Annotated in this window: 26 protein-coding genes; 18 read left to right on the top strand and 8 right to left on the bottom strand. The window is 67.4% G+C overall.

All coding sequences use genetic code 11. The annotated features are described in order from the left end of the window. Positions 1–326, bottom strand: a 326-nt coding sequence (locus tag AB7O82_RS24950; protein ID WP_428620417.1) for a VOC family protein, incomplete at its 3' end; no start/stop codon positions are given. A gap of 297 nt (positions 327–623) precedes the next feature. Between AB7O82_RS24950 and AB7O82_RS24945 the strand changes: the two genes are divergently transcribed. From AB7O82_RS24945 to AB7O82_RS24920, 6 genes are all read left to right on the top strand, one after another. Beyond that, positions 624–1,535, top strand: a complete 912-nt coding sequence (locus AB7O82_RS24945; protein WP_428542115.1) for a DMT family transporter — start codon at positions 624–626, stop codon at positions 1,533–1,535. Then, positions 1,532–2,302 (top strand): SDR family oxidoreductase, encoded by a 771-nt coding sequence (locus tag AB7O82_RS24940; protein ID WP_428542064.1) that lies wholly within the window; start codon positions 1,532–1,534, stop codon positions 2,300–2,302. Before AB7O82_RS24945 ends, AB7O82_RS24940 begins: the two co-directional genes overlap by 4 nt. A 43-nt stretch (positions 2,303–2,345) precedes the next feature. After that, positions 2,346–3,143 carry an alpha/beta fold hydrolase gene (locus AB7O82_RS24935; protein WP_428542061.1) on the top strand — a complete coding sequence of 266 codons (798 nt, stop codon included), beginning with the start codon at positions 2,346–2,348 and terminating at the stop codon, positions 3,141–3,143. A gap of 51 nt (positions 3,144–3,194) precedes the next feature. Beyond that, entirely contained in the window at positions 3,195–4,361 is a 1,167-nt protein-coding gene (locus AB7O82_RS24930; protein ID WP_428542112.1) for an acyl-CoA dehydrogenase family protein, read from the top strand. Between the two features lie 422 nt (positions 4,362–4,783). Further along, positions 4,784–5,170, top strand: a complete 387-nt coding sequence (locus tag AB7O82_RS24925) for a hypothetical protein (protein WP_428542058.1) — start codon at positions 4,784–4,786, stop codon at positions 5,168–5,170. 73 nt (positions 5,171–5,243) lie between these two features. Beyond that, positions 5,244–5,582: a hypothetical protein gene (locus tag AB7O82_RS24920; protein ID WP_428542055.1), complete on the top strand. Its 339-nt coding sequence runs from the start codon at positions 5,244–5,246 to the stop codon at positions 5,580–5,582. Between the two features lie 6 nt (positions 5,583–5,588). Here AB7O82_RS24920 and AB7O82_RS24915 read toward each other — a convergent pair whose 3' ends face one another. Next, positions 5,589–6,011: a VOC family protein gene (locus AB7O82_RS24915; RefSeq protein WP_428542052.1), complete on the bottom strand. Its 423-nt coding sequence runs from the start codon at positions 6,009–6,011 to the stop codon at positions 5,589–5,591. 165 nt (positions 6,012–6,176) lie between these two features. Here AB7O82_RS24915 and AB7O82_RS24910 point away from each other — a divergent pair, with 165 nt between their 5' ends. Beyond that, complete coding sequence (locus tag AB7O82_RS24910; RefSeq protein ID WP_428542049.1) at positions 6,177–7,322, top strand: alpha/beta fold hydrolase; 1,146 nt, start codon at positions 6,177–6,179, stop codon at positions 7,320–7,322. Positions 7,323–7,400: 78 nt separating this feature from the next. On the opposite strand, the gene AB7O82_RS24905 is transcribed toward AB7O82_RS24910, so the two are convergent. Both AB7O82_RS24905 and AB7O82_RS24900 read right to left on the bottom strand, forming a co-directional pair. Next, on the bottom strand, positions 7,401–8,690 hold the full coding sequence (locus tag AB7O82_RS24905) for a M28 family peptidase (RefSeq protein WP_428542046.1): 1,290 nt from the start codon (positions 8,688–8,690) through the stop codon (positions 7,401–7,403). Beyond that, on the bottom strand, positions 8,683–9,561 hold the full coding sequence (locus AB7O82_RS24900; RefSeq protein WP_428542043.1) for a LysR family transcriptional regulator: 879 nt from the start codon (positions 9,559–9,561) through the stop codon (positions 8,683–8,685). Before AB7O82_RS24900 ends, AB7O82_RS24905 begins: the two co-directional genes overlap by 8 nt. Before the next feature lie 152 nt (positions 9,562–9,713). Between AB7O82_RS24900 and AB7O82_RS24895 the strand changes: the two genes are divergently transcribed. From AB7O82_RS24895 to AB7O82_RS24870, 6 genes are all read left to right on the top strand, one after another. Beyond that, complete coding sequence (locus AB7O82_RS24895) at positions 9,714–10,490, top strand: amino acid ABC transporter ATP-binding protein (protein WP_428542040.1); 777 nt, start codon at positions 9,714–9,716, stop codon at positions 10,488–10,490. Positions 10,491–10,519: 29 nt separating this feature from the next. Continuing rightward, positions 10,520–11,362, top strand: coding sequence for an ABC transporter substrate-binding protein (locus AB7O82_RS24890; protein ID WP_428542037.1), 843 nt, complete (start codon positions 10,520–10,522; stop codon positions 11,360–11,362). 178 nt (positions 11,363–11,540) lie between these two features. Beyond that, complete coding sequence (locus tag AB7O82_RS24885; RefSeq protein ID WP_428542034.1) at positions 11,541–12,206, top strand: amino acid ABC transporter permease; 666 nt, start codon at positions 11,541–11,543, stop codon at positions 12,204–12,206. Further along, a complete protein-coding gene (locus tag AB7O82_RS24880; protein WP_428542031.1) occupies positions 12,206–13,462 on the top strand; it encodes a M20/M25/M40 family metallo-hydrolase in 1,257 nt (418 codons plus the stop codon). Before AB7O82_RS24885 ends, AB7O82_RS24880 begins: the two co-directional genes overlap by 1 nt. Positions 13,463–13,464: 2 nt before the next feature. Continuing rightward, complete coding sequence (locus AB7O82_RS24875; RefSeq protein WP_428542028.1) at positions 13,465–14,409, top strand: arginase family protein; 945 nt, start codon at positions 13,465–13,467, stop codon at positions 14,407–14,409. Positions 14,410–14,680: 271 nt separating this feature from the next. Continuing rightward, positions 14,681–15,634 carry a Bug family tripartite tricarboxylate transporter substrate binding protein gene (locus AB7O82_RS24870; RefSeq protein ID WP_428538605.1) on the top strand — a complete coding sequence of 318 codons (954 nt, stop codon included), beginning with the start codon at positions 14,681–14,683 and terminating at the stop codon, positions 15,632–15,634. A gap of 6 nt (positions 15,635–15,640) precedes the next feature. Here AB7O82_RS24870 and AB7O82_RS24865 read toward each other — a convergent pair whose 3' ends face one another. After that, positions 15,641–16,432, bottom strand: a complete 792-nt coding sequence (locus AB7O82_RS24865; RefSeq protein WP_428538607.1) for a dienelactone hydrolase family protein — start codon at positions 16,430–16,432, stop codon at positions 15,641–15,643. Positions 16,433–16,468: 36 nt separating this feature from the next. Here AB7O82_RS24865 and AB7O82_RS24860 point away from each other — a divergent pair, with 36 nt between their 5' ends. Then, positions 16,469–16,804: an EthD family reductase gene (locus tag AB7O82_RS24860; protein ID WP_428538609.1), complete on the top strand. Its 336-nt coding sequence runs from the start codon at positions 16,469–16,471 to the stop codon at positions 16,802–16,804. Positions 16,805–16,856: 52 nt separating this feature from the next. On the opposite strand, the gene AB7O82_RS24855 is transcribed toward AB7O82_RS24860, so the two are convergent. Then, positions 16,857–17,729 carry a nucleotidyltransferase domain-containing protein gene (locus AB7O82_RS24855; RefSeq protein ID WP_428538611.1) on the bottom strand — a complete coding sequence of 291 codons (873 nt, stop codon included), beginning with the start codon at positions 17,727–17,729 and terminating at the stop codon, positions 16,857–16,859. A 74-nt stretch (positions 17,730–17,803) separates the two neighbouring features. Between AB7O82_RS24855 and AB7O82_RS24850 the strand changes: the two genes are divergently transcribed. Next, positions 17,804–19,489 (top strand): N-acyl-D-amino-acid deacylase family protein, encoded by a 1,686-nt coding sequence (locus tag AB7O82_RS24850; protein WP_428538613.1) that lies wholly within the window; start codon positions 17,804–17,806, stop codon positions 19,487–19,489. A 71-nt stretch (positions 19,490–19,560) separates the two neighbouring features. On the opposite strand, the gene AB7O82_RS24845 is transcribed toward AB7O82_RS24850, so the two are convergent. Further along, entirely contained in the window at positions 19,561–20,016 is a 456-nt protein-coding gene (locus AB7O82_RS24845; protein WP_428538615.1) for an ester cyclase, read from the bottom strand. A 76-nt stretch (positions 20,017–20,092) separates the two neighbouring features. Here AB7O82_RS24845 and AB7O82_RS24840 point away from each other — a divergent pair, with 76 nt between their 5' ends. Together AB7O82_RS24840 and AB7O82_RS24835 are read left to right on the top strand one after the other, a co-directional pair. Beyond that, entirely contained in the window at positions 20,093–20,788 is a 696-nt protein-coding gene (locus tag AB7O82_RS24840; protein WP_428538617.1) for a helix-turn-helix domain-containing protein, read from the top strand. A 246-nt stretch (positions 20,789–21,034) separates the two neighbouring features. Further along, positions 21,035–21,337, top strand: coding sequence for a hypothetical protein (locus AB7O82_RS24835; RefSeq protein ID WP_428538619.1), 303 nt, complete (start codon positions 21,035–21,037; stop codon positions 21,335–21,337). 160 nt (positions 21,338–21,497) lie between these two features. Here AB7O82_RS24835 and AB7O82_RS24830 read toward each other — a convergent pair whose 3' ends face one another. Further along, positions 21,498–22,589, bottom strand: a complete 1,092-nt coding sequence (locus AB7O82_RS24830) for a serine hydrolase domain-containing protein (RefSeq protein WP_428538621.1) — start codon at positions 22,587–22,589, stop codon at positions 21,498–21,500. 285 nt (positions 22,590–22,874) lie between these two features. Between AB7O82_RS24830 and AB7O82_RS24825 the strand changes: the two genes are divergently transcribed. Continuing rightward, a partial coding sequence (locus tag AB7O82_RS24825) for a CoA-acylating methylmalonate-semialdehyde dehydrogenase (protein WP_428620415.1) occupies positions 22,875–24,310 on the top strand: 1,436 nt, incomplete at its 3' end.

Genomic DNA, 24,310 nt, shown 5'->3' with positions numbered 1-24,310 from the left:
GGCTCGATGCCCTTGTCCTTGAGGCGGCGCCAGGTCGACAGCAGCTGGCCGATGTCGCGGAAGGTGTAGGCGACGTGCGCCAGGCCCCACGCCTTCTGGTCGGGCTCGTGCAGCCCTTCGACATTGACCACCGCCAGCCGATGGTGCTCGTCGTCGTAGGTCATGAAGCAGATGAAGTCGTTGCGCTGCACGACATGCATGTTGAGCACGGTGCAGTACCAGTCGACCATCTTCGCCATGTTGGACGAGCGCAGGACGAAGTGCGCGAACAGCGACGGCGCGACAGGCGTCGTGTCAAGGGTGCGGCGGGCAACGATGGTGTCCATGGAGATCCTCCTTGGACCCGCAGTCTACGCCGTCCGGCGCCGGCGCAACAGCGTGCTGGACCCCATTGGCCCGCGTCCGCAGGGTACGGGTCTGTGACTTGATAACCGCCTTGGATTTCGATGCTGGGTACCGCGCGCGACAAGAACCCTGTCATCCCGAACACGACGAGGGCCCCTTGGAGTGGAAGGAAAGTTCCTCGCTGCGCTCGACAATCCGTGCAGGCGAAGCCGCATCGAGAAATCCTCCCCGTGCCGCGAGCTTGACCGTCGCTCACTGCGCAGGCAAGCCCGGTGCCGATGTCCGCCCCCGCCGTCGAGGTCGATTCGCTCTCGCGCCTGATTCCATCGCGCACGATGCGCGGCTTCGTGCTGGCCGTCGTCTCGGGCATCTTCTTCAATTTCCTCAACGGCTCGGTGAAGGAGCTGGCGAGCGAGATGCCGCCACTCTTCGTCGCCTGGGGACGCTGGATCGCCGGCCTCGCCGTGATCACGCCCTGGCTGCTCTGGCGGGCGGGCTTCGCGGGCCTGCGCACACAGGACCTGAAGCTTCATTCCTTTCGTGGCCTCTTCCACACGACCGGCTATGGCCTGTGGTACGAGGCCGTGGTGTGGCTGCCGCTCGCCACCATGGCGGCCCTGGGATTCACGGGACCGATCTTCGTCACCATCGGCGCCGTGGTCTTCCTGCACGAGACGGTGCACTGGCGGCGCTGGGCCGCCGTCGCCGTCGGTTTCGCCGGCATGCTGGTGATCGTGCGACCGGGCCTCACCGAGCTGAACCCCGGCATCGTGATGATGCTGCTGGCGGTGCCGCTGATGGCCGGCTCCAATCTCGTGGGCAAGGTGGTTTCCGGTCGCGATCGGCCGGCAGGCGTCGTGTTCTGGCAGAGCCTCGTCGGCATGATCTGCTTCACGCCGCTCGGCCTCTGGTACTGGCAGACGCCGACCCTGGCGCAGCTCGGCCTGTTCGTGTCGATGGGGGTGTTCGGCACGCTGGGCTACTTCTTCATCACATGGGCCTATCGCCTGCTCGACATTTCCGCCCTGCAACCCATCACCTTTCTCGGCATCGTATGGGCCGCCTTGATGGACGTCGCGGTCTGGGGCAAGACCTCCGACGTCTGGACCTTCGTGGGGGCAGCGATCATCGTGGCCGCCACGAGTTACATCGCGCACCGCGAAGCAAGAGCGGGAGGAAGACGGACATGACCGATCGGCTGGCAGGCAAGGTGGCGCTGATCACCGGCGGAGCCTCGGGACTGGGTGCCAACGCGGCCGCCCTGATGGCGCAGGAAGGCGCCAGGGTCGTGGTCGCCGACATCGCCGTCGATCGCGGTCGCGCGGTGGCCGACAAGCTGGGCTCGGTCGGTCATTTCGTGAAGCTCGACGTCACCAGCGAGGACAACTGGAGGGCCGCCATCCGCGAGGCCGTTGACAAGTACGGCGCGCTGCACGTGCTGGTGAACTCCGCCGGCATCGGTCTCGGCAAGACAGTGGAGGACATCACGCTCGAGGAGTGGCGGCGCGTCCACGCCATCGACCTCGACGGCGTCTTCCTCGGCTGCAAGCACGGCGTCGCCGAGATCAAGAAGCACACTCACCGCCTGGGCGGCTCGGTGATCAACATCTCGTCGATCTCGGGCATCATCGCCGGCGCCAACATGGCGGCCTACAACTCGGCCAAGGCGGGCGTTCGCCTGCTCAGCAAGTCGGTGGCGCTGCATTGCGCCAAGTCGGGCTACAACATCCGCTGCAACTCGGTGCATCCGACCTTCATCGATACGCCGATCCTGGACCGCTATCGCGACCGCTTCGGCAACGAGGTGATGCAGCAGAAACTGGGCCGCCAGGTGCCGATCGGCCGGCTCGGCCGCCCCGAGGAGGTCGGCTGGGCGCTGGTGTTCCTCGCCTCGGACGAATCGAGCTTCATGACCGGCTCGGAAGTCATCATCGACGGCGGCATCTCGGCAATGTGAAGACAACGGACTGGGTGACGACAACGAACCGGAGGCACGACCCATGCTGCTCGCGTACGACAACCGCAAGATCTACTTCGACCTCGCCGGCCCGCAGGGCGCGCCGACGGTTTGCTTCACCCATTCGCTCAATGCCGATGGCGGCATGTGGGTCGAGCAGATGGTGCCGCTGCTGGGCGCCGGCTATCGCGTGCTGCGGCTCGACATGCGCGGCCACGGCGGCAGCAGCCCGGTCGAGGGCGACTACACGATGGATGCGCTCGCCGCCGACGTGAAGGGCGCGCTCGACGTGCTGGGCATCGCCAAGGTGCACTTTGTCGGCCTGTCGATCGGCGGCATGATCGGCCAGGGATTTGCGCTCGCTTGCCCGGACCGCCTGCTGTCGCTGACGCTCTGCGACACCCAGCCCTCGACGCCGCCCGGCTCGACGGCGTCGTGGGACGAGCGCAAGGCGATCGTGCGCAAGGCCGGCTCCCTGACGGCGCTCGCCGACAGCACCATGGAGCGCTGGTTCACCGACGAGTTCAAGAAGGTGAACCCGACACGCTGGCGCGAGGTGCGCGACACGATCAGCAACACCACGCCGGCCGGCTTCCTGGGCTGTGCCTCGGCGATCCAGAATTTCAACTACGAGGATCGCCTGCCCACCATCAAGGTGCCGACCCTGGTGATCTGCGGCGACGAGGACGCCGGCACCCCGCCCGACCGCAACCAGCTCATCGCCTCCAGGATCCCCGGCGGCCGATACGAAGGCATCGCCAAGGCCCGCCACCTGCCCAACGTCGAACGGCCCGAGCAGTTCAACCGCGTCCTGATGGGCTTCCTGGGGATGAACCGGTAGCAAACCTTCCTCCCCAGCGAAGCTGGGGAGGAGCAGATGGAAAGGACCGCCATGGATTTCGCCTTCTCTGAGGACCAGCTCGCGATCAAGGACAGCGTCGCCAGGCTGTGTGCGCAATTCGACGACAAGTACTGGCTGAAGAAGGATAAGGAAGGCGGCTTCCCCTCGGACTTCTACAAGGCGATGGCCGATGCCGGCTGGCTCGGCATCGCCATGCCCGAGGAATACGGCGGCGCCGGGCTCGGCATCACCGAGGCGGCGCTCCTGATGCAGACCGTGGCCGAGTCGGGGGCCGCCCTGCAGGGCGCGTCGGCGATCCATCTCAACATCTTCGGGCCCAACCCGATCGTCGTGTTCGGCACCGACGAGCAGAAGAAGCGAATCCTGCCGGACATCATTGCGGGCAAGGTCAAGGGCTGCTTCGCCGTCACCGAGCCGGATGCCGGGCTCAACACCACGGCGCTCGACACCAAGGCCGAGCGCGACGGCAACGGCTACATCGTGCACGGCAAGAAGACCTTCACCACGACCGCGCAGATCGCCGACAAGATGCTGCTGATCGCGCGCACCACGCCCAAGGAGAAATGCCGGCGGGCGACCGACGGGCTGTCGCTGTTCTACACCGACTTCGACCGCTCCAGGATCGAGGTACGCGAGATCGACAAGATGGGCCGCAAGGCGATCGACACCAACCAGGTGTTCATCGACGGCCTCAAGGTGCCGCTCGAGGACCGCATCGGCGAGGAAGGCAAGGGCTTTCACTACCTGCTGCACGGGCTCAACCCCGAGCGCGTGCTGATCGCCGCCGAGGCGATCGGCATCGGCAAGGCGGCGCTGGCCCGCGCGACTCAATATGCCAAGGAGCGCACCGTGTTCGGCCGGCCGATCGGCAAGAACCAGGCGATCCAGCATCCGCTGGCGGAGAGCTGGATGCAGCTCGAAGCCGCCAACCTGCTCGCCTTCAAGGCGGCATGGCTCTACGACAACGGCCGGGAATGCGGCGCCGAGGCCAACTCGGCCAAGTATCTAGGCGCACGCGCCGCCTACGAGGCCTGCGAGCGCGCCATCCTCACCCACGGCGGCTACGGCTATGCCAAGGAATTCCACGTCGAGCGTTTCCTGCGCGAGGTCATGATCGCGCGCATCGCGCCGGTCAGCGAGCAGCTCATCCTGTGCTATGTCGCCGAGCGCGTGCTCGGCCTGCCCAAGAGCTATTGAGCGGTCTCACCATTGTCGTCCTGAGCGTAGCGAAGGACCTCATCGCCGCGCGCCAGCGACCACTGTACGACTACTGGCGCGAGTTCCTTCGCTACGCACAGGATGACGGAGAGCAGCTTCCATCGATAATTGCGGTCTCCAAAGCGGCAATGGCAGGTTCAGGACCTGGGCGAGCCCAAGGCCCGCCACCGCCGCCACCGTCATGTGCAGCGTGAGTGCAAGCTGGACCCTGTAGGTGCGGGTCCGGCTATGCCACCAAGTCTCCAATTGTCCGGGCCTGCTCACCCCGCCCCCGAAAATAGGTCGCCTTCGCCTGATTGAGGCCGAAAAGCGTCGATCGGACCGGAACACCACGGCAACCGCCGGGTATCGGCGGCGTTCATTGTGCACACGACCTCCGCGAGGGGTTTGAGGAGGATCCCATGACTCACAGCCAATTGCATGCGACCACGGCGCTGGGAAGCGCGCTGGTGGTCGCGGCCTTTGTGGCCTTCCTGCCGCCCGTGCCGCCGGCGTCGGCCCAAAGCCTAGCCCAGCGGATCTGCCGGGAGCAGGGATTGAAGCCGGGAATGGAAGGTCACGAATACTGCCTGTCGCAGACCACCCGATCGCTGGAATGGGGCGAGCCGGAACTGGCTTACAAGTTCGCCCGAGTCGCCGCCGGTGCCCGTGAAGCCTGCCTCTCGTATGGCCTGCAGATCCAGACATCGGGGCTGCAAGCCTGCATCGACAAGGAAACGACGGTTCGCGCGTTGCTGGTGTTCGCCTCCGAGGAACCGAAATACGGGCCGCAGATCGCCCACGACTAGTCGCCCAGCGGCCATCGAATTCCACCACCCCGCCGCGGCCATGGTCCGGAAAGGAGGACGCATGACTCGAAGCATGATGATCATCGTCACCCTCGGCGCCCTGGCGCTGACGGCCGCGGTGTTTCCTCGGGCCCACGCGCAATCGGGACAGGCGCTGATTCTCGCCGAGCAGGTCTGTCTGCAGAATGGTGTGGCTCCGAGCACGGCTGCGTTCGAAGGCTGCGTCGCCCGCGCGGCGCTTGCCTTCGATCGCGGCCAACCCGACATCGCCGTCCGGCAGGCGCGCGCGACGCGGGACGCCCGCGAGGTCTGCCTGTCCTACGAGCTCTCGCCCGAATCGCTTGGATATCGCCAGTGCGTCGCCACGGAGGTGGAGCGGGCGCTCAACCAGTTGGCCGAGCAGTACGACTGACAGCCCTCACAGGCCGAACGTCACGCGGCCATCGGCGGAGATCGGCCAAGCCGGGTTGAATGCGATTTCCCACGCATGATCGTCCGGGTCGGCGACGTAGCCGCGCAAGCCGCCGGATGGTGGCTTGTCCGCCCCGCGCAGCAGCGTGCCGCCATGCGCGGCCAGCCGCTCGAGCAGCTGCTGCACGTCCTGCTCGGCACGAACATTGTGCGCGAGCGAGAAGGCGCCAGGCCGGGACAGGCCGCAGCGTTGCATGTCGGCCGCCAGGGCGTTCGTGAGCCAGGTGCCCAGCATCAGGCCATTCATCTGGTAGAAGACAATCTCTGCGTTCTCGAATACGGGTGCCCAGCCGAAGCCTCCGACATAGAAGCGCTTCGAGAGCGCGAGGTCCGCGACGCCGAGCGTGATGACTGAAATCTGCTGCTGCACGATCCACGCCCCTCTGTTTCGCCGGCGCCGCAGTGGATTGGCGCGGGTCGCCGGGCCGCTCTTGCGTGCCCCGGGCGTCCGACATTGGCCAAAAATCGCCTGCCTCCTGGACGGCTTCAACGTAGGCTGCCACCGTCCTCTTGCAACGACCCACGGATTGAAACCATGGAAGCCCTTCCCGCCTCCGTCCTTCCCGCCGGCGTGCGATCGCGAATTCTGCCCGGCATCAACGGCCTCGACATCCATGTGCTCGAAGCCGGCTTCGAGACCAGGGGTCGGCCGGCGGTGATGCTGCTCCACGGTTTTCCCGAGCTTGCCTACAGCTGGCGCAAGGTGCTGCCGGCGCTCGCGGCGGCCGGGTATCACGCCTTCGCGCCCGATCATCGCGGCTACGGCCGCACCACCGGCTGGGACGCCGACTACGACGGCGATCTCGCGAGCTTTCGTTTCACCAACCTGCTGCGCGACGCGATGGGTGTGCTGTTCGCACTCGGGCACCGAACGGCCGGGGCCGTGGTCGGCCACGATTTTGGCGCCTCCATCGCCTCCTATGCCGCGCTGGTGCGGCCTGACATCTTCAAGCGCATGGTGTTGATGAGCGCGCCCTTCGGCGGCCTGCCTGCCCTGCCCTTCGACACCGCGGACAAGCCCTCACCGGCCGGCGAGACGCCCGACATCCACGCCGCGATGGCGACCCTGGCGCGGCCGCGCAAGCATTACCAGTGGTACTATTCGACGCGTCCCGCCAACACGAACCTCTGGCACGCCAGCCAGGGCGTGCACGATTTCCTGCGCGCCTACTACCATCACAAGAGCGCCGACTGGAAAGCCAACAAGCCGTTCCCGCTGAAAGGCTGGATTGCCGAGGAGCTGGCCAAGATGCCGACCTACTACATCATGGATTTGGCCGACGGCATGGCCGAGACGGTGGCCAAGCAAATGCCGACGCCAGCCGAGATCGCGGGCAACACGTGGCTGCCCGATCGCGAGCTCAAGGTCTACAGCGACGAGTACACGCGCACCGGCTTCCAGGGCGGCCTCAACGCCTATCGCGTGCGCACAACCGGCCGCTTCGGCGCCGAGTTCGAGGTCTACAGCGGCCGCACCATCGACGTGCCCTCGACCTTCATCTCCGGCTGCAGCGACTGGGGCATCTACCAGAATCCAGGCGCCATCGACCGCATGCAGAAGACGGCCTGCACCCGGATGAAAGAAATCCACCTCATCGAAGGCGCCGGCCACTGGGTGCAGCAGGAGCAGGCCGACGAGGTCAACCGCCTGCTACTGCAGTTCCTGAAGACGCCGGTGTAGGCTCCTCCGGAACGCGGGCGTCTCGCCCGCTCATGATCATGATGACGAGCGGGCGAGACGCCCGCGGTCCAAATGACATCAGCTGCGCCACCTCGCCACCTCCGCCGGCTCGGCATTGCAGGCAGCGGCGACGAGCGCCGCCGTGAACAGGGTGGCCGAGTGCAGCTCGCCCTGGCCGATCTTGTCGCGCGTGTCGGCGGGCGTTAGGACGTGGCGGAGGTTGGCGGCGGGGTCGTCGAAGCCAGCGACCAGGCGCAGGGCGGGGATGCCGGCCTGGGCGAAGTTGGCGTGGTCGGAGTTGGTCATCAGCGGACGCACCGCGCGCACACCGAGACCGTTGGCCTCGGCGACGCCGAGGACGAACGGCTCGACGCCGCCGAAGCCACTGGTCAGGGCGGCGAGGTCGGGGCTGCCGGCGACCGAATCGAGATTGACGTTGAGCGCGATCCGGCTGCGCTCCTCGGCGCCGAGCGCCTCGACATACTGCGCCGAGCCGGTGAGCGCCCATTCCTCGACGCTGAAGAACATCAGCCGCAAGCCGCGACGGAAGCCCGCGACGCGGGGCGCCAGGGCACGCGCCACGGCCAGGACCGAGGCAAGGCCCGTGCCGTTGTCCATGGCGCTTTCGGCGAGGTCGTGGCCATCGACATGGGCGCTCAGCACGACCCATTCGTCGGTCCTGCCGGGGTAGTCGTAGAGCAGCGTCTCGGTCTCCGCCGGCCCCTCCTCCGTCTCGATCGTCATGGTGACGGTGGGGTAGCCCGTTGCGCGCCGGCCAAGACGCGCCGCCGTCTCGGGCGCGATGCCGAGCGCGGGGATTCCGTCCCCGGCCTGACGCCCCGACGACCCGGCGACGACATGGCCCGCCAGCGGGCCGGCGATCATAAATCCCACGGCGCCGTGGGCGCGCGCCGCATCGTACTTGCGCCGGCGATGGATGGTGCCGGCGGCGAACATCAGCTCATGGCGCACCAGCACGACGCGGCCCCGTATCTCGCTCGCGTGCGCCTCGAATTCCTCCGGCGTGCCGCGGCCGAGATCGATCACCTCAGCCGGGAGTCCCTGTGGTGGGGTGGCGATCGTGCGCACCAGCGGATGGCACGGCGCGAGGCTGCCGCCGGGCAGGCGCAGGGTCGCCCGCTTCGCGCGCCAGCCGCCATAGGGCACCGGGATCGAGCGGCCCGAGTTTGCCGGCGACGCCGCGCGAACGCGCTCGCGCAGCAGGGCGAAGGCCCGCTTCTCGCTCTCCGTGCCGGCCAGCCGGCCGCCGCAATCGCAGATGTCGTTGAAGTCGCGCCACAGGCCGGGATCGGCCAACAGTTCCGCGGCGATTGCCGGATCGAGCCGCAGCGACGTCGCGTCAGCCACCGAGCTTGCCCTCCAGCAGCTCGAGGAAGGACGCCGCCAGCATGGACGGCTCGCGATCGGCGCGATGGAAGGCGCCGATCTCGTAGACGATGGCCGGCTCGAACGGCCGGATGACCAGGCCGAGATGGGAGAAGCTCGCGGCCGACAGCGGATCGACCAGCGACCAGCCCGCCCCTGCCGCCACGAGGGCGCACAGGGTGGCGAAGAACTCGGCTTCGGCCACGATGTTCAGGCTGGCGCCGGCCGAGGCGAAGGCGGCGAAGATGCGCGTCGGCGCCTGCTGCGAGCGCACCGGCAGCACCATCGGATGCTCGGCCACCAGCTTGGGCGTCAGCACCTTGCGCGACACCAGCGGATGGCGCGGCGGCAGGATGGCGACGCAGCGCATGCGGTATTTCACGAGCTTGACCGCCGTGTCGTCGATCGGCAGCTCGGCGATGCCGATGTCGAAGCTCTCGCTCGGCAGGAGCTGGCTCACCACGTCGGAATGGCGCGACACCAGGCGGACCGAGACGCCGGGCCGCGATTGCAGGAAGTCGGCCACCAGCGGCGGCAGCAGCGAGATCGCCGCCGAGGGATGGCTGGCGATCACCAGCCGCCCCGCCTGGCCTTCGCGGATCTGCGCCGTGGTCGTGGCGAGCCGATCGACCTCGCTCAGCACGCGGTTGGCCTCGGCATAGAACAGCAGCCCTTCCGGCGTCGGCTTGAGCCGGCCGCCTGAGCGCTCGAACAGGGCGAAGCCGATGGTCTCCTCGAGGCGCGCGATCTGCGTGCTGACAGCGGGCTGGGTGACGCCCAGCACGCCGGCGGCCGCGGTGACCGAGCGATGGTCGACGACCGCCCGGAACGCTTCCAGCAGCTTGACATCCATGGACGTATAAGCACCCGTTATTGGCGATTTGGCCCTTTCTCCGGCCGTTTGTAGCAAAGCAGTTGCCAAAGCTGGAGTGGAATAAGTTCGGGCATAGGAATTGCTTATGTCAGCCAGAGGGGTAACCTTCGCGCGGGAGGGGACGGAAATTCATGGCGGCAGCGCCAACCATCGTGACGGAACCGATCATCGTCGCCGAAGAGGTGACCAAGCGGTTCGGCACGCACCAGGTGCTGACCAGGGTCACGCTGCCGGTCATGGAGCGCGACGTGGTCTGCGTGGTCGGCCCCAGCGGATCGGGCAAGACCACCCTGCTGCGCTGCCTGGCGCTCCTGGAAGCGCCGAGCGAAGGCCGCATCGTCATGCAGGGCACGATCATCGCGACTCCCGAGCTCGACCGGCGGACCAAAGCGGCGCAACGCGCCGTGCGCTCCGACATCGGCATGGTGTTCCAGCATTTCAATCTGTGGCCGCACATGTCGGTGCTCGAGAACCTGATCGAGGCGCCGCTCCGCGTGAAGCGCCTGCCGCGGGATCAGGCGATCGCCGCCGCCGAAGCGCTGCTGGCCAAGGTCGACCTGTCGGACAAGCGCGACGCCTACCCGGCGCGCCTCTCGGGCGGTCAGCAGCAGCGCGTGGCCATCGCCCGCGCGCTCGCCATGTCGCCCAAGGTGCTGCTGTTCGACGAGGCCACCAGCGCTCTCGATCCCGAGCTGCGCCGCGAGGTGCTGATGGTCATGCGCCAGCTGGCAAAGGAAGGCATGACCATGCTGGTAGTGACGCACGAGATGGGGTTTGCCCGCCATGTCGGCACGCGCACCGTGTTCATGGATCGCGGCGAGATCGTCGAGCACGCGCCGGGGGCTCGGTTCTTCGACGCGCCGCAGACCGAGCGCGCCAGGCGATTTCTGCAGCAGTTCGAGGATTGACGGGGAAGAGTGAGCAGAGGAGGCCGATCATGGGTGCGAGGACGACGATGCGCATGTGGACGACAGGAATGAGGGCGATCTGGGGGGCGCTGGCCCTCGCCGGCGTGGCCGGTCTCCTGGCGGCGGCACCGCCAGCCGCCGCGCAGCAGACGCAGTCGCGTCTCTACGACGTGACCAAGAGCAAGAAGCTCAGGGTCTGCCAGTTCCCGCTCTACTATTCGATCTCGTTCCGCAATCCCAAGTCGGGCGAGATCGAGGGCATCGATGCCGACCTCGCCAAGGAACTGGCCAAGGAGCTCGACGCCAAGCTCGAGATCGTCGAATCGAGCTTCGCCACTTTCATCGCCGACCTGCAGGCCGGCAAGTGCGAAATCGGCATGTTCGGTGTCGGCGCGACGCTGAAGCGTGCGCAGGCCGTCGAGTTCTCCAAGCCCTACCTGATCACCAACATCTACGTGGTGACGCGCAAGGACAGCAAGGTCAAGAAATGGGATGACCTCGACAAGAAGGGCGTCAAGGCCGCGGTGTCGCTGGGCAGCTACATTGAAGTGTTCATGAAGGGCTACCTCAAGAACGCGGAGACGGTATCGATCGCTCCACCCAACACGCGCGAGGCCGAGCTGGTGGCCGGCCGCGTCGACGCCATCCTCACCGACTTCCCGACGGCGGTGAAAGTGACCAGCGAGTTCGACTGGGCGACCTACATCGAACCCAGCGAGAAGCTCGCAGTGACGCCCTATGCCTATGTCGTGCCGCCGGGCGACCAGATCTGGCTGAACTACATCAACCTGTTCGTCGACACCATCAAGCTCGACGGCCGCCTGCTGAAGTACGCCAGGAAGCACAAGCTCGACCCCATCGTCGCGCCGTGACCCTCTCATGCTCCTCCCCAGCTTTGCTAGCGAGGTGTCCCGTCATACGGGACGGAGGGGTCATGGTTTTCCGGACCGCGGGACGCCCGCGGTCCGTATGAGTCATGACCCCTCCGTCGCCGTAAGACGGCGACACCTCCCCAGCGAATCTGGCGAGGAGAAGAATTAAGAGACCTCGATGTTCAAATACCAGTTCCGCTGGGACACGGTGTGGGGCAGCTTCGACTTCCTGATGTCGGGGCTGCAGATGACGCTGATCATCTCGGCCATCACCCTGGTGCTGGCGATGGTGGGTGGCCTGGTCATCGCGCTGCTCGACATGTCGCGCTATCGTGCACTGCGCTGGATCGGCGTCTCGATCGGCGAGGTGGTTCGCAACACGCCTATCCTGGTGCAGCTGCTCTGGGTCTACTACGTGCTGCCGATCGTGTTCGGCGTGCGCATCGAGGCGCTGGTCGCCCTGATCATCGGGCTGGCGCTCTACCAGGCGGCGTTCATCTCGGAGGTCTATCGCTCGGGTATCCAGAGCGTGCCGGTGGGCCATCGCGAGGCGGCGCGCGTGCTCGGCCTGACGCCGATCCAGTCGTTCCAGCGCATCGTGCTGCCGCAGGCCATCCGCATGACCCTGCCGCCGCTCGCCTCCAACTTCGTGCAGCTTATCAAGTTCTCTTCACTCGGCGCGGTGATTTCCGTCAACGAGATCACGCGGCGCGGCATGGAGCTGTCGGCTACCAACTTCCGCCCGCTCGAGACCTTCACCTTCATTGCCGTGGTCTACTTCCTGATCTGCTGGCCTCTCGCCATGGCGATCCGCTGGTGGGAACGGCGCCTGCAGAGCCGCTGATGACCGGCTCGCTTCGCAGCAGGCTCGCGGACCGTGTCGATGTCGCGCGGGAAGAACTGATCGACATCACGCGGCGCCTGGTCGCCGTGGCGTCGCCCAATCCGCCGAGCGACACCCACGAAGTCGCGCAGGTCGCCGAGGCCCTCCTGCGCGCAATCCCGGGCATGGAGGTCGAGCGCCTCGAGCCCGCGCCGCGCGTCGTGAGTCTGGTCGGCCGGCTGAAGAGCGGCAAGCCGGGGCGGCGGCTGATCTTCAACGGTCATCTCGATACCTTCCCGCTGCTCGAGCAGCTGCCCTGGACGGTGCCGCCGCTCGGCGGAGTGCTGAAGGACGGCAGGCTCTACGGCCGCGGCGTGTGTGACATGAAGGGCGGCATGGCGTGCTCGCTGCTGGCCGCCTCCCTGCTGGCGCAGCATCGTGACGCCTGGTCCGGCGAGATCGTCCTGACGCTGGCGGGCGACGAGGAGAACATGGGCTCGCTCGGTACCGGCTGGCTGCTCGAGCATCTGCCGCACGCCCGGGGCGACGCCAATATCTGCGGCGACGTCGGCTCGCCCCGCGTGGTGCGCTTCGGCGAGAAGGGCCTGATGTGGGTCGAGGTCGAGGCGACCGGCGCGCCGGCGCATGGCGCGCACGTCCATCGCGGTGTCAACGCCATCGACCGCCTGCGCGCGGCTCTCGATTGCCTCAAGGAACTCGAGCAGGTGCCGTTCCAGGCGCCCCCCGTGGTCACGGCGGCGATCGCCCGGGCCAAGCCGATCTCCGAGGCGCTGTCCGGCGCCGGCGAAGCGGCGACCCTGCAGCGCGTCACCGTCAACATCGGCACGATCGAGGGCGGCACCTCGCCCAACCTCGTGCCGACCCATGCGATTGCCCGCGCCGACATCCGCCTGCCCGTCGGCATCACCACCGACGTACTGGTGGCCAAGCTCGATGCGCGCCTGAAGCCGATGGAAGGCGTCAGCTGGCGCGCGATCCGCCGCTTCGAGCCGTCCTTCACCGATCCTGATCACGAGATCGTCCGGCGCACCGCCGCGGTCGCAGCCGAGGTGCTGGGCGAGGCGCCGGCGGTAAACATGCGGGTTGGCGGCTCGGACTCGCGCTGGTATCGCCTGCACGGCGTGCCGACCGTCGTGCTCGGCCTCACGCCCTTCAACATGGGCGGCGCCGACGAGCATGTCCTGGTGGACGAGCTCGTCGCGGTGGCCAAGATCCACACCCTCGTCGCCTTCGACTTCTTGTCAGCAGGACAGTGACCATGGACCGGCTCTCCGACCACGACCTCTTCACCTCGCCGATGACCTTCATGGGAGCGCCCTACGGCCGACCGGGTCCCGGCAACAGGGCGGCGATCCTCGGCATCCCGTTCGACTGCGGCACCCACATGCGCATCGGCGCGCGCGGTGGCCCCGACTCGGTGCGCCAGCAATCGGCGCTGATGCGGCGCTTCAATCCCACGCACGCCGACTTCGATCCGGTGGCGGCGCTCGGCCTGGTCGATTGTGGCAACGTCAAGCTGACACCGAGCAGGATCGTCGACGCCTTCGAGCGCACCGAGCAGGCAGTCGACCGCATCGTCGAGGCCGGCGCCATCCCGGTCACCATCGGCGGCGACGGCTCGGTGACCGTGCCGGTGGCGCGCGCCGTCGGCAAGAAGCACCGCAGGATGGCGGCGCTGCACATCGATGCCCACACCGATTCCTATCCCTACGGCGCCGACGAGAAGTACAACTCGGCCACGCAGTTCACGCACGTCGCCGAGGAAGGCCTGGTCGATCCCGAATTCTCCTGGCATGTCGGCATCCGCAGCACGACCTATGCCCAGGGTGTGGTGCCGCGCGCCATGAGCCTCGGCTACAAGGTGGTGTCGCTCGACGAGCTGGTGCGCGGCGGCTTCGCCCAGCGCATGGCCGAGTTTCGCGACAGGGTCGGCAAGCGGCCGGTCTATCTCTGCTTCGACATGGACGTGTTCGATCCCTCTGTCGCCCCCGGCGTCTGCACGCCGTCGTGGGGCGGCCTGTCGGCGCGCGAAGGCATCGACCTCCTGCGCTGCCTGACCGACCTCAACATCGTCGCCGTCGACGTCGCCACGGTGAGCCCACCGCAGGACGTCAACGGCATGGCAGCCCATCTCTGCGCCCACGTGATCTACGAGACGCTGGTGCTGCTCTGCCGGCAGATGGGGCTGGCGTCGGGGGGTTGAATTCATTCTCCTCCCCAGCCTCGCTGGGGAGGTGTCCGCGTAATCGCGGTCGGCGGGGAAATGAGTCTTTCGGACCGCGGGCGTCTCGCCCGCTCATGAGAAGAGCGGGCGAGACGCCCGCGGTCCGTAAGAACATGACCCTCCGTCGCCGTAAGACGGCGACACCTCCCCAGCTCCGCTGGGGAGAAGGACGCGGCGATGACCTTTCATCTCCATGACACTTCCCGCGCTCGTGATGACAGGGTGCGCGGCGCGGCAGTATTCTGCCGCCATGAAGCGCCTAATCCTCGCGATTGTCTTCGTGCTGTCGCTCGCAGCGACGGCGCGGGCCGACTATCCGGAGAAGCCGATCCGGCTGGTCGTCCCCTTCCCGCCCGGCGGCGTCACCGACCTCGTGGCGCGCCAGCTGTCGGAACGACTCGCCGCCGATCTCGGCCAGCCGGTGATCGTCGACAACAAGACGGGTGCCGGCGGCGTGATCGCCACCGACATCGTCGCCAAGGCGCCGGCCGACGGCTACACGCTGCTGCTCACGACGCCGAACCACACGATCAACGCGGCCTTCAGGGCGTCGATGCCGTACGACGCGGAGAAGGACTTGCGGCCGATCGCGATCGTGGGCCAGGTGCCCATGCTGCTGGTCAGTCATCCCAGCCTGCCGGTCACGACCTTCAAGGAGTTCGTCGACTACGCCCGGCAGAACCCGAACAAGATCAACGTCGGCAACGCCGGCAACGGCACCCTGCCGCACATCACCATGGAGCTGATGATGCTGCGCCTGCAGTTCCAGGTGACCAACGTGCCCTACCGCGGGGCAATGCCGGCCCTGCAGGACCTGGTCGCGGGGCAGGTGCAGGCCAAGCTCGACAACTACACGCAATCGGCGCAGCTCATCGCCCAGGGCAAGCTGAACCTGCTCGCGGTGACCAGCGAGACCCGGCTGAAGCAGTTTCCCCGGGTGCCGACGATTGCCGAGACCCTGCCGGGATTCGAAGGCTATTTGTGGATGGGCGTCGTTGCGCCGGCCGCGACGCCCGATCCGGTGGTGGCCAGGCTGGCGGCCGCCATCAAGCGCTTCGTCGCCTTGCCCGAGACCCGGGAGCGCTTCGCAAAGGACGGCATCGAGCCGGGCCATGACGGACCCGACGAGTTCCGCACCATCATCGGTCTCGAGATCAAGCAGTGGCGCGAGATCGCCAGGGTCGGCAGGATCACCGTCGACTGACCCGGCTCATTTGCCGAGGTACCTGGCGAAGAACGCCCGGGCGCGCGCCTCGGCGTCGGGCGCCGCCGAGGGATCGTAGCCCAGGCGGTGGCTCTTGCCGTTGGCGACCGTGATCGTCCGGTCGCGCGCCGTGCTGTCGAAGCTGTGATAGGCGTTCGGATAGTAGACGACCTGGACGAGATCGGGCCGCGTGAAGCCCGCCGCCTGCAGCTTCCGGCAGTCGTCCGCCAGGGTCCAGTCGTCCTTGTCGCCGATCAGGACGAGGAGCGGCACCACGACATCGCGATCGAACCTCTGCTGGCAGGCCGGATAGTAGGCGACGGCGGCCTTCAGCCCGCGCGCCGCCAGGCCGTAGGTGCCCTGCACCGCGCGCACTGCCGTCCAGCCGCCGTGGCTGTGGCCGATCAGGCCGATGTCGCCGCGCCGCACGAAGGGCTGCGCGTTGAGAAAGTCCATCGCGCCGGCGACGTCGGCCACCCGCATGTTGCCGCTGACGACGGCGCCGCGACCGCACACCGATTTCTCGCCGCGCGGCCCGAACGAATCCGGGGCAACGACGACATAGCCCCAGCTCGCCAGCAGCCTGCCCCAGGCCGCGGTGTGATTGCCGACACCGTTGCAGGTATGCGCGAGCACGATGCCGGGAAACGGGCCGGCGCCGGCCGGCCGGTACATCCAGCCGTCGATCTCCGGCCCGGCCGGCGCGGGCCCGACGGCGATGCTGGGAAAGCGCACGCTTTGCGCCGACGCGCTGCCGGCGAACAGCACGAGGAATGCAATCGCGACGAGACGAATCATGCGCCATAGTAAACCGGACGGAGGAAATCGCCCATCATGATCAAGACCATCGGTCTCCTGACCCGCAAGGATGGCTGGACCCACGAGCAGTTCATGCGGCACTGGATCGACATTCACGCGCCGCTCGCCCATGCCGTGCCCGGACTGCGGCGCTACGTGCAGAACCACATATCCGGCGAACGTACCCGCGCCGACATCGCGGCAACCGACGTCGAGATCGACGGCATCGCCGAGCTGTGGTTCGACGACCAGGCGGCGCTCGAGGCGGCGGCGAAGACTCCCGAAATGAAAGCCCTGCACGCCGACGGCGCGAAGTTCATCGGCCGCATCAAGAGCTATGTCGTCGAGGAGAAGTTCATCATCGGCTCGTGACGTCTTCTCTTCCGGACCTCGAGCGTCCCGCTCGCTCGTGGGGCTCCGCCGCTCATGAGGCTATGAGCGAGCGGGACGCTCGCGGTCCGGAAGCGGAAAGCGCCCTCGTCTCCCCGACCAACGCCTCCAGCCGGTCCAGCGTCGTCGCAGGCGCTCCAGCGCCAAGATCGGCATAGAGACCGGCGACGCGGCGGGCGAAGCCCTCCGGGCGTCGAGGGAAGCCGTCGACGGCTGCGACCGCACCCTTCTCGTTCAGGAGATACACGCCGTTCAGCGCGAACAGCGTCTGACAGAGGCAGGCCACCGACCGGAAGACACACCCCGCGAGATAGGACACGTCGGCGCGGTCGAGGCTCTTTCGTGCGTTCTCGAGTGCGAACGTCGCTTCCCATTCGAAGCGTGCCCGCAGCGCCGCTGCCAGCGCCGCAGGGTAGGGCGCCGTGCGCGCCGCGAGCCGCGCGAGGTCTTCCAGCGGGTCATGCAGGATGCGCGCACAGGCCACCTCCCCCATGTAGATCGTCGGCAGGAAGGCATGCGGATGGCCGGGCTGGTACCAGGCCTCGACCTTGCCGGCATGCGCATCATCGATCGCCGCCGCGACGCGATCGAGGTTGCGATAGAGCAGGTCGACATGGATACCCTGCACCAGCAGCCAGCCGCCGCCGTCGATCCACGGCCCCCAGCCGCCAAGCGGCGTCACCGACGCCCCGGCGCCGCGGTCGTCCAACGCCCTCGCGATCGCGCCCAACGCCTCGACGTCGATCGGCTGGTCGCCCCGGTAGTACAGGCCGATGTCATAGTCGGAGGATGGAGTCGCGGTGCCGCGGGCGCGCGAGCCGCCCAGCGCGATCGCCGCAACCCCGCGCACCGGCGCCAGAGCCGCGACCAATCTCCCTAGCAGGGCTTCGTCGTTTGCATCGGTCATGGCCCAGTCTACCGGCGGCACGACTGGAAATCGCCGGCCGTCCTCGCCAACATGGCACCCGGAGGGCACGGCAAATGTTCGATCTGGTCATCAAGGACGCACAGCTTTTCGACGGCACGGGTGCGGCGCCGGTGCATGGCGATCTCGGCGTCATGGGTGGCCGGATCGCCGCCGTCGGCGGCAGGCTCGGGGCGGCGAAGCAGACGGTGAAGGCCGACGGCCTCGCCCTGGCGCCGGGCATCATCGACGGCCACACGCATTACGACGCCCAGATCACCTGGGATCCCTTCGTCGATCCCTCGCCGGCGCTCGGCGTCACCACGGCCGTGCTGGGCAATTGTGGCTTCACCATCGCGCCGTGCAAGCCGGCGGACCGCGATCTGACCATGCGCCATCTGACTCACGTCGAGGGCATGTCGCTCGACGCCTTGCGGGCCGGCATCCACTGGGAGTTCGAGAGCTTCCCGCAATATCTCGACATGCTGGAGCGTCGTGGCGTCGGTCCCAACGTCGCCTGCTTCTCCGGCCATTCCGCCATCCGCACCTTCGTCATGGGCGAGGACGCGACCGAGCGGACCGCGACCGACGACGAGATCGCCCGCATGGTGGCGCAGGTGCGCGAGGCGATGGCGGCGGGCGCCGTCGGCTTTGCCTCCTCGACCGCCGAGGCGCACAACGGCGAGGGCGGCACGCCGATGCCGTCGCGCCTCGCCGACGACCGCGAGTTGCGCGCGCTGGTCAAAGCGATGGGCGAGAGCGGGCGCGGCGTGTACATGCTGACCAAGGGCAGCAAGACCTCGATCCCCTACCTCGAGGAGCTGGCCGTCGAAGCCCGTCGCCCGGTGGTGATCGCGGCCCTCTTCCATTCCAATACCAATCCCACCGCCGCCTTCTCCACTCTCGACCAGGTGAACCAGGCGCGCTCGCGCGGCCGCCAGCTGGTCGCCCAGACCTCGTGCTGCCCGCTCAGCATGGATTTCACCTTCAAGAGCCCGTACCTGTTCGAGAGCATGACGGCGTGGAAGCCGGCGATGGCGGCGCACGGCCTCGAGGATCTGGTGAAGGTCTATCGCGACCCCGCCTGGCGCGACGCCGTGCGTCGAGAGCTCGCGGCCTCGCGCGGCCGCCTGGTCTTCAACAGCGAATGGGACAAGCTATTCGTCGTCGAGACGGCGAAGGAGGAGAACCGGGCCCTGGAGGGCGCGACCCTTGCGGCGCTCGCCAAACAGGCGGGCAAGGACCCGCTCGATTTCATCCTCGACTTCGCGCTGTCGGAAAATCTCGACACGATGTTCGTGGCCCAGCTCCTGCACAACGACGAGACGGCGGTCGGCAGGATCCTGGCCGATCCGAACACGCACATCTCGCTGTCGGATGCCGGTGCGCATCTCACCTTCTTCTGCGACGCCGGCTTCGGCCTGCACCTGATGGGCCACTGGAGCCGCGACCTCGGCGTTCTCGACCTCGCGCAGGCCGTGCACCGGCTGACCGGCCAGCCGGCCAGGCTGTTCGGCATCGCCAACCGCGGCGTCCTCGCCGAGGGCAAGGCGGCCGACCTGATGTTGTTCGACCCCGCGACGGTCGCCCGCGGACCCAAGCGGCGCGTCCACGACCTGCCAGCCGGCGCGGCGCGGCTCACGACCTCGGCAGTCGGCCTGCACGGCGTCTGGATCAACGGCACCCGGGTTGCCGACGAGAAGGGCTTCAGCGCCGACCCGAGCTCGCGACCGGGCGAGGTGATCCGCCGCTTTTCGGCGTAGGAAGAGAAGGCAAGAGGCCTCCGCCGCATCCTGCTGGTTGCTTGATCTGATGTCTTCGAGCCCCAGCCCCCTCACTTCGGCTGCGTCGGCACCAGCCCAAGCTGTTGCATGATGGCGAGGCTGTCCATCAGGTTCCAGGTCTCGACGATGCGGCCGTCTGCATCGAACCGATGCATGTCCCAGAATGTGGCTCGAACCTGCCGGTTGGTGGGTGCCACTCCCATCACCGTCTTGGCGTGCGTCGCTGTCGTCGTGCATCGACCCACGACCCAGTCATCCTCGGCAACAGCATGCTCGACCACAATCGCGAGGTCCGGCCAGGTGTCATGCATGGACGACAGGAACCGCTCGATATGCTGGCGTCCCGGCCCGACATCGCGCGACCGCATGTGATGGTCGGGGGCGTAATAGCTCATGCAGAGGGCCATGTCCTTCTTGTTGAAGGCCGCCTTTGCCTTCAAATAGTTTTCCTTGTTTCTCGAGGAAATGGCACGCTGGCTCCGCTCGTCCACGACCGTGTCCCCCATCCGTGTTTCTCTTCATGAAGCATATGCCTTGGTGGGTGCGCTTGCGTTGAACAAAGGTGCAGACGATAGTTTGCCGATGTCGAGCACCGGCCTTCGGCTTCCCGCCAGTGTGTTCTCGGTGAATGTCGAGCACCTCGCTCCCCATTGCAATCCGGCCCCCTGCGTAATCGCGGGAAGACGAGGATCCGTTTCGGTCATCAGCGCCAGCGAGCGGGTTACCGGCGATGTTCTGTTCATTCGGCCCGGCGTCGAGCACAAGGTCGTCTGTGCGAATGGCGGCATCAACGCGATCTATCTGGACGGATTGGCCTGGCCCGGCAGTTTCCCGTGCGCGCAACGGCTGCAGGGGCGGCTTGCGGACATCGCCGTCGACGCCCTCTTCCTGGAAGCCGGCGCCCAGGCAGAGCTGCGCCATCGGCTGACGTCCGGAACAACGCCAATCCCGCAGCAGCTCGGCGAGGTGATCGAGACCATCATTGCCGAACCGATGCTGCGACTGTCTCAGCTCGAGTTGGCGCATCGCTTGAAGATCGAGCGAACCAGAGCGCTGCGGATGTTCAAGGCGGCGACCGGCCTGACTTTTCGCCGCTTCAAGCAGTGGTCGGCGCTCCAGCATGCCGCGCGCCAGATAGCTGCCGGTGAATTGGTGCGGACAGCCGCCATGGACGCCGGCTTCGCCGATACGGCGCACCTCAGCCGAACCTTTCGCGCGTCCTTTGGCCTCACCCCGTCGGAAGCGATCGCCGGGGGCGCCCAGGCTGGCGCGAGCTAGCGAAAAGCCTTGCCGACAACTGACGCTCCGCGCCGTCACCTTGCTGGTCACATTCTTGCTGTTCGTCGACGCTTTCGCTCCGCAGAAGCGAAGTGACGCGACGCATCGCTCCGCCTCCGAGCCGACCACAGTTCTATCACGGCTCGGTCACCGGGCTCGCTGGAGGCATCGTGATCTAATTCGCGCCGTGCTCCAGACCGCGCTCGCTTGCGGCGCGCGTCTCACACCAAAATGCGGGAGGATACGATGAACCGACAAGGCGAGCAGATGGACAGTCGCCGGCGATTCCTGCTGTCCTGCGGACGATTTGCGGCGATCACGCCGCCCACCATGTCGCTGCTGCTGGCATCGAGCGGCAAAAATTTCGCCGTTGCCTCGTCGGGCTCGGCGGGCAGCTCGCTGGGCGGCAGCGGTACCTCCTCCTCCACCTACTTCGTGCCGCGCGACGACGCCCTGATTACCGCCAACGGCGGCGTCAAGCCGGGTGACACCGTCTGCTTCAGCGGCCCGAACGGAATTTCGTGCAAGTCGGTCAATGCGCCGCCTTAGATTTAGATGGCGCTCATGCTCTTCTCTTCTGGACCGCGGGCGTCTCGCCCGCTCATATTCTGCGGGGAGCGCGCCACTCCGTGGCGCTCTTCTGGTCGATCACACATTCCATGAGCGCCACGGAGTGGCGCGCTCCCGGCCATGATCTCTCCTGCCACCATCACCGCCAGTCGGTCACGGACCGCGCTGCGTCGGCGAGCGCCCGGCCAATCTCGCCGCGCGTGGGGCCTTTGCCGAGGGCGGGCTGCACATACATCACCACGTTGACGTCGAGCGGGCCCAGCCGCACCGCATAGGTCGAGTACGACGCCCTCAGCGGACCGTCCGCCGCGCCGCGCAGGGCATAGGTCCAGGCTCCCCAGTGCCAGAACCGGCCGTCCCCTCCTTGCGCCGGGCGCACGAAGGTGCCGAGCCCGTAGTGAGTTCCGCCGCCGGTCTGTTTGCCCTCGGGCGACATCATCCACGCCCGTTCGGCCGGCCCGATCGCCGGATTGTCAGGAGCATAGGCCTGATAGAAGCGACCATAGTCGGCGAGCGGCATGCGCCAGCCGCCATAGCTCGACAGGATGCGCCAATTCGGATCGAGCTCGGCCCGTCGCGCGCCGAGCGGCAGCAGGACCGACTCGCGGCAGTAGCCCTCGTAGTCCCGCCCGCTCGCTTCCTCGATGATCGCGCCCAGCACGAGATAGGCGGCATTCGAATAGGCGTAGCGCGTACCCGGCGGATAGGTCAGCCGCTCGCGCAGCAGCCATTTGAGCTGGGTGTCGAACGCAGTGCGCCGCGCCGTGTGGTCGCGCAGGTAGTCGCCCAGCGGTGCATTCACCTCGTCCTGCCCGCCTTCGAAACCGGCGCGATGGACCAGGAGCTCTCTCACTGTCACCGCCAGCAGGCGCGGATCGGCGGGTCGGCCGAGCCGCGCCAGCGTGCGCGCCAGTGCCTTCGACAACGGCATGTCGAAGGCGAGCTGGCCGCGCTCGATCAGCCGGGCGACGCACACGCCGGTGATCGCCTTCGACAGACTGGCAAGGGGCACCGAAGCTCCCGGCCCGACGGCGCCGACGGTGGCTTCGCGCACCAACCGGCCACCCCGCAGAACGACCAAGGCACCCGACCTCTTGTCGGACTTGCCGATCCAGCGTCGCCAGGCCTGCTCGATGAGCTCGGGCGATTGCGGCGTGCGCTGCGCCTGCGCGGCGCCAACGGCGAGCAGAAATGTCGCGGCGAGCACGACGACAGGCCGGCACGCGATCATCGCTCGTATGCCGACTGCAGCCGCTTCTCGCGCGGCATCCTCCCCTGCGAGAGGCCGATGCGGGTAAATCATCGGCCGGGAGTATCGCAAAGGGCGGGCTGCCCATCATCGTCGATGGCGACGCGCTCGGCGCGGTCTCGGTTTCAGGCGATCCTGGCGGCAACAAGGACGTGGCCGGCGCCCAGGCCGGTCCCGGCAGGCTGCAGACCTGCTCGGACGCCGCGCGGGGTCGCCTCCGCCGGGCCATCCTGCTAGAACGCGGCCAGCTCCAGTGGAGGACGAAACATGGTCGCCGAGATCGGGCATTTTATCGAGAACAAGCGGGTGGCGGGCACCAGCGGCCGCAGCGGCGAGGTCACCAACCCGGCGACCGGCGAGGTGACGGCGCGGGTGGCCTTTGCCTCCACGGGCGAGATCGATGCCGCCGTGCAGCTTGCCAAGAAAGCGCAGCTCGCCTGGGCGGCGACGCCGCCGCTGCGGCGCCAGCGCGTCATGTTCAACCTCAAGGGCCTGATCGAGAAGCGTGCCGACGACCTCGCCCGCATGATGACCCTCGAGCACGGCAAGACCTTCGACGACGCCAAGGGCGAGGTCGGGCGCGGCCTCGAGGTGGTAGAATTCTCCTGCGGCATCGCCCACCACATGCGCGGCGACTTCACCGAGCAGGTCGCCACCGAGATGGACAGCTGGTCGATTCGCCAGCCGGTCGGCGTGGTGGCCGGCATCACGCCGTTCAACTTCCCGATCATGATCCCGTGCTGGATGGGCGCCATGGCGGTGGCCTGCGGCAACGCTTTCATCCTGAAGCCGTCGGAGAAGGACCCGAGCGCGCCGATGCTGCTCGCCGAGCTGTTCGCCGAGGCCGGCGCGCCGGCCGGCATCTTCCAGGTGCTGAACGGCGACAAGGTGGCGGTCGACGCCCTGCTGCAGCATCCCGACGTGCCGGCGATCTCGTTCGTCGGCTCGACCGCGATCGGCGAGTACGTCTACCACCAGGGTACACAACGCAACAAACGCGTCCAGGCGCTGTGCGGCGCCAAGAACCACATGGTGATCATGCCCGACGCCGACCTCGACCAGGCGACCGACGCGCTGATCGGCGCCGGCTACGGCGCGGCCGGCGAGCGCTGCATGGCGATCTCGGTCGCCGTCGCGGTGGGCGACGTGGCCGACCGGCTGATCGACAAGCTGGCGCCGCGCGTGTCGGCGCTCAAGGTCGGACCCGGCCTCGATCCGGCTTCGGAGATGGGCCCGCTGGTGACCCGCCAGCACCGCGACAAGGTGATGGGCTACGTCGATCTCGGCGTGAAGGAAGGCGCCAGGCTGGTGGTCGACGGCCGCGGGTTGAAGCTGCAGGGCTACGAGAACGGCAACTTCATGGGCGGCTGCTTGTTCGACAACGTCAAGCCCGACATGAAGATCTACAAGGACGAGATCTTCGGGCCGGTGCTGTCGGTGGTACGCTCGAGGAGCTTCGACGAGGCGGTCGGCCTGGTGAACGACCACGCCTACGGCAACGGCACGGCGATCTTCACCCGCGACGGCGATGCCGCCCGCGCCTTCGCCAGCAGCGTCAAGATCGGCATGGTCGGCATCAACGTGCCGATCCCGGTGCCGGTCGCCTATCACAGCTTCGGCGGCTGGAAGGCCTCGATCTTCGGCGACCACGGCATCTACGGCATGGAAGGCGTGCGCTTCTACACCAAGCTCAAGACCATCAC

This window comes from Reyranella sp., assembly GCF_050185545.1.
In the GTDB taxonomy this organism is placed as follows: Bacteria; Pseudomonadota; Alphaproteobacteria; order Reyranellales; family Reyranellaceae; genus Reyranella.
Note: the sequence above shows the minus strand (reverse complement) of the source record. Positions and strands in the feature narration are given on the sequence as shown.

Coding starts and splice junctions, on each gene's coding strand:
- AB7O82_RS24855 (WP_428538611.1), bottom strand. CDS start 17,729: ATGACCGATGCAAACGACGAAGCCCTGCTAGGGAGATTGGTCGCGGCT.
- AB7O82_RS24840 (WP_428538617.1), top strand. CDS start 20,093: ATGTCGAGCACCGGCCTTCGGCTTCCCGCCAGTGTGTTCTCGGTGAAT.
- AB7O82_RS24890 (WP_428542037.1), top strand. CDS start 10,520: ATGGGTGCGAGGACGACGATGCGCATGTGGACGACAGGAATGAGGGCG.
- AB7O82_RS24845 (WP_428538615.1), bottom strand. CDS start 20,016: ATGGGGGACACGGTCGTGGACGAGCGGAGCCAGCGTGCCATTTCCTCG.
- AB7O82_RS24850 (WP_428538613.1), top strand. CDS start 17,804: ATGTTCGATCTGGTCATCAAGGACGCACAGCTTTTCGACGGCACGGGT.
- AB7O82_RS24940 (WP_428542064.1), top strand. CDS start 1,532: ATGACCGATCGGCTGGCAGGCAAGGTGGCGCTGATCACCGGCGGAGCC.
- AB7O82_RS24900 (WP_428542043.1), bottom strand. CDS start 9,561: ATGGATGTCAAGCTGCTGGAAGCGTTCCGGGCGGTCGTCGACCATCGC.
- AB7O82_RS24865 (WP_428538607.1), bottom strand. CDS start 16,432: ATGATTCGTCTCGTCGCGATTGCATTCCTCGTGCTGTTCGCCGGCAGC.
- AB7O82_RS24880 (WP_428542031.1), top strand. CDS start 12,206: ATGACCGGCTCGCTTCGCAGCAGGCTCGCGGACCGTGTCGATGTCGCG.
- AB7O82_RS24875 (WP_428542028.1), top strand. CDS start 13,465: ATGGACCGGCTCTCCGACCACGACCTCTTCACCTCGCCGATGACCTTC.
- AB7O82_RS24830 (WP_428538621.1), bottom strand. CDS start 22,589: ATGATCGCGTGCCGGCCTGTCGTCGTGCTCGCCGCGACATTTCTGCTC.
- AB7O82_RS24885 (WP_428542034.1), top strand. CDS start 11,541: ATGTTCAAATACCAGTTCCGCTGGGACACGGTGTGGGGCAGCTTCGAC.
- AB7O82_RS24925 (WP_428542058.1), top strand. CDS start 4,784: ATGACTCACAGCCAATTGCATGCGACCACGGCGCTGGGAAGCGCGCTG.
- AB7O82_RS24860 (WP_428538609.1), top strand. CDS start 16,469: ATGATCAAGACCATCGGTCTCCTGACCCGCAAGGATGGCTGGACCCAC.
- AB7O82_RS24930 (WP_428542112.1), top strand. CDS start 3,195: ATGGATTTCGCCTTCTCTGAGGACCAGCTCGCGATCAAGGACAGCGTC.
- AB7O82_RS24920 (WP_428542055.1), top strand. CDS start 5,244: ATGATGATCATCGTCACCCTCGGCGCCCTGGCGCTGACGGCCGCGGTG.
- AB7O82_RS24935 (WP_428542061.1), top strand. CDS start 2,346: ATGCTGCTCGCGTACGACAACCGCAAGATCTACTTCGACCTCGCCGGC.
- AB7O82_RS24870 (WP_428538605.1), top strand. CDS start 14,681: ATGAAGCGCCTAATCCTCGCGATTGTCTTCGTGCTGTCGCTCGCAGCG.
- AB7O82_RS24945 (WP_428542115.1), top strand. CDS start 624: ATGTCCGCCCCCGCCGTCGAGGTCGATTCGCTCTCGCGCCTGATTCCA.
- AB7O82_RS24910 (WP_428542049.1), top strand. CDS start 6,177: ATGGAAGCCCTTCCCGCCTCCGTCCTTCCCGCCGGCGTGCGATCGCGA.
- AB7O82_RS24835 (WP_428538619.1), top strand. CDS start 21,035: ATGAACCGACAAGGCGAGCAGATGGACAGTCGCCGGCGATTCCTGCTG.
- AB7O82_RS24895 (WP_428542040.1), top strand. CDS start 9,714: ATGGCGGCAGCGCCAACCATCGTGACGGAACCGATCATCGTCGCCGAA.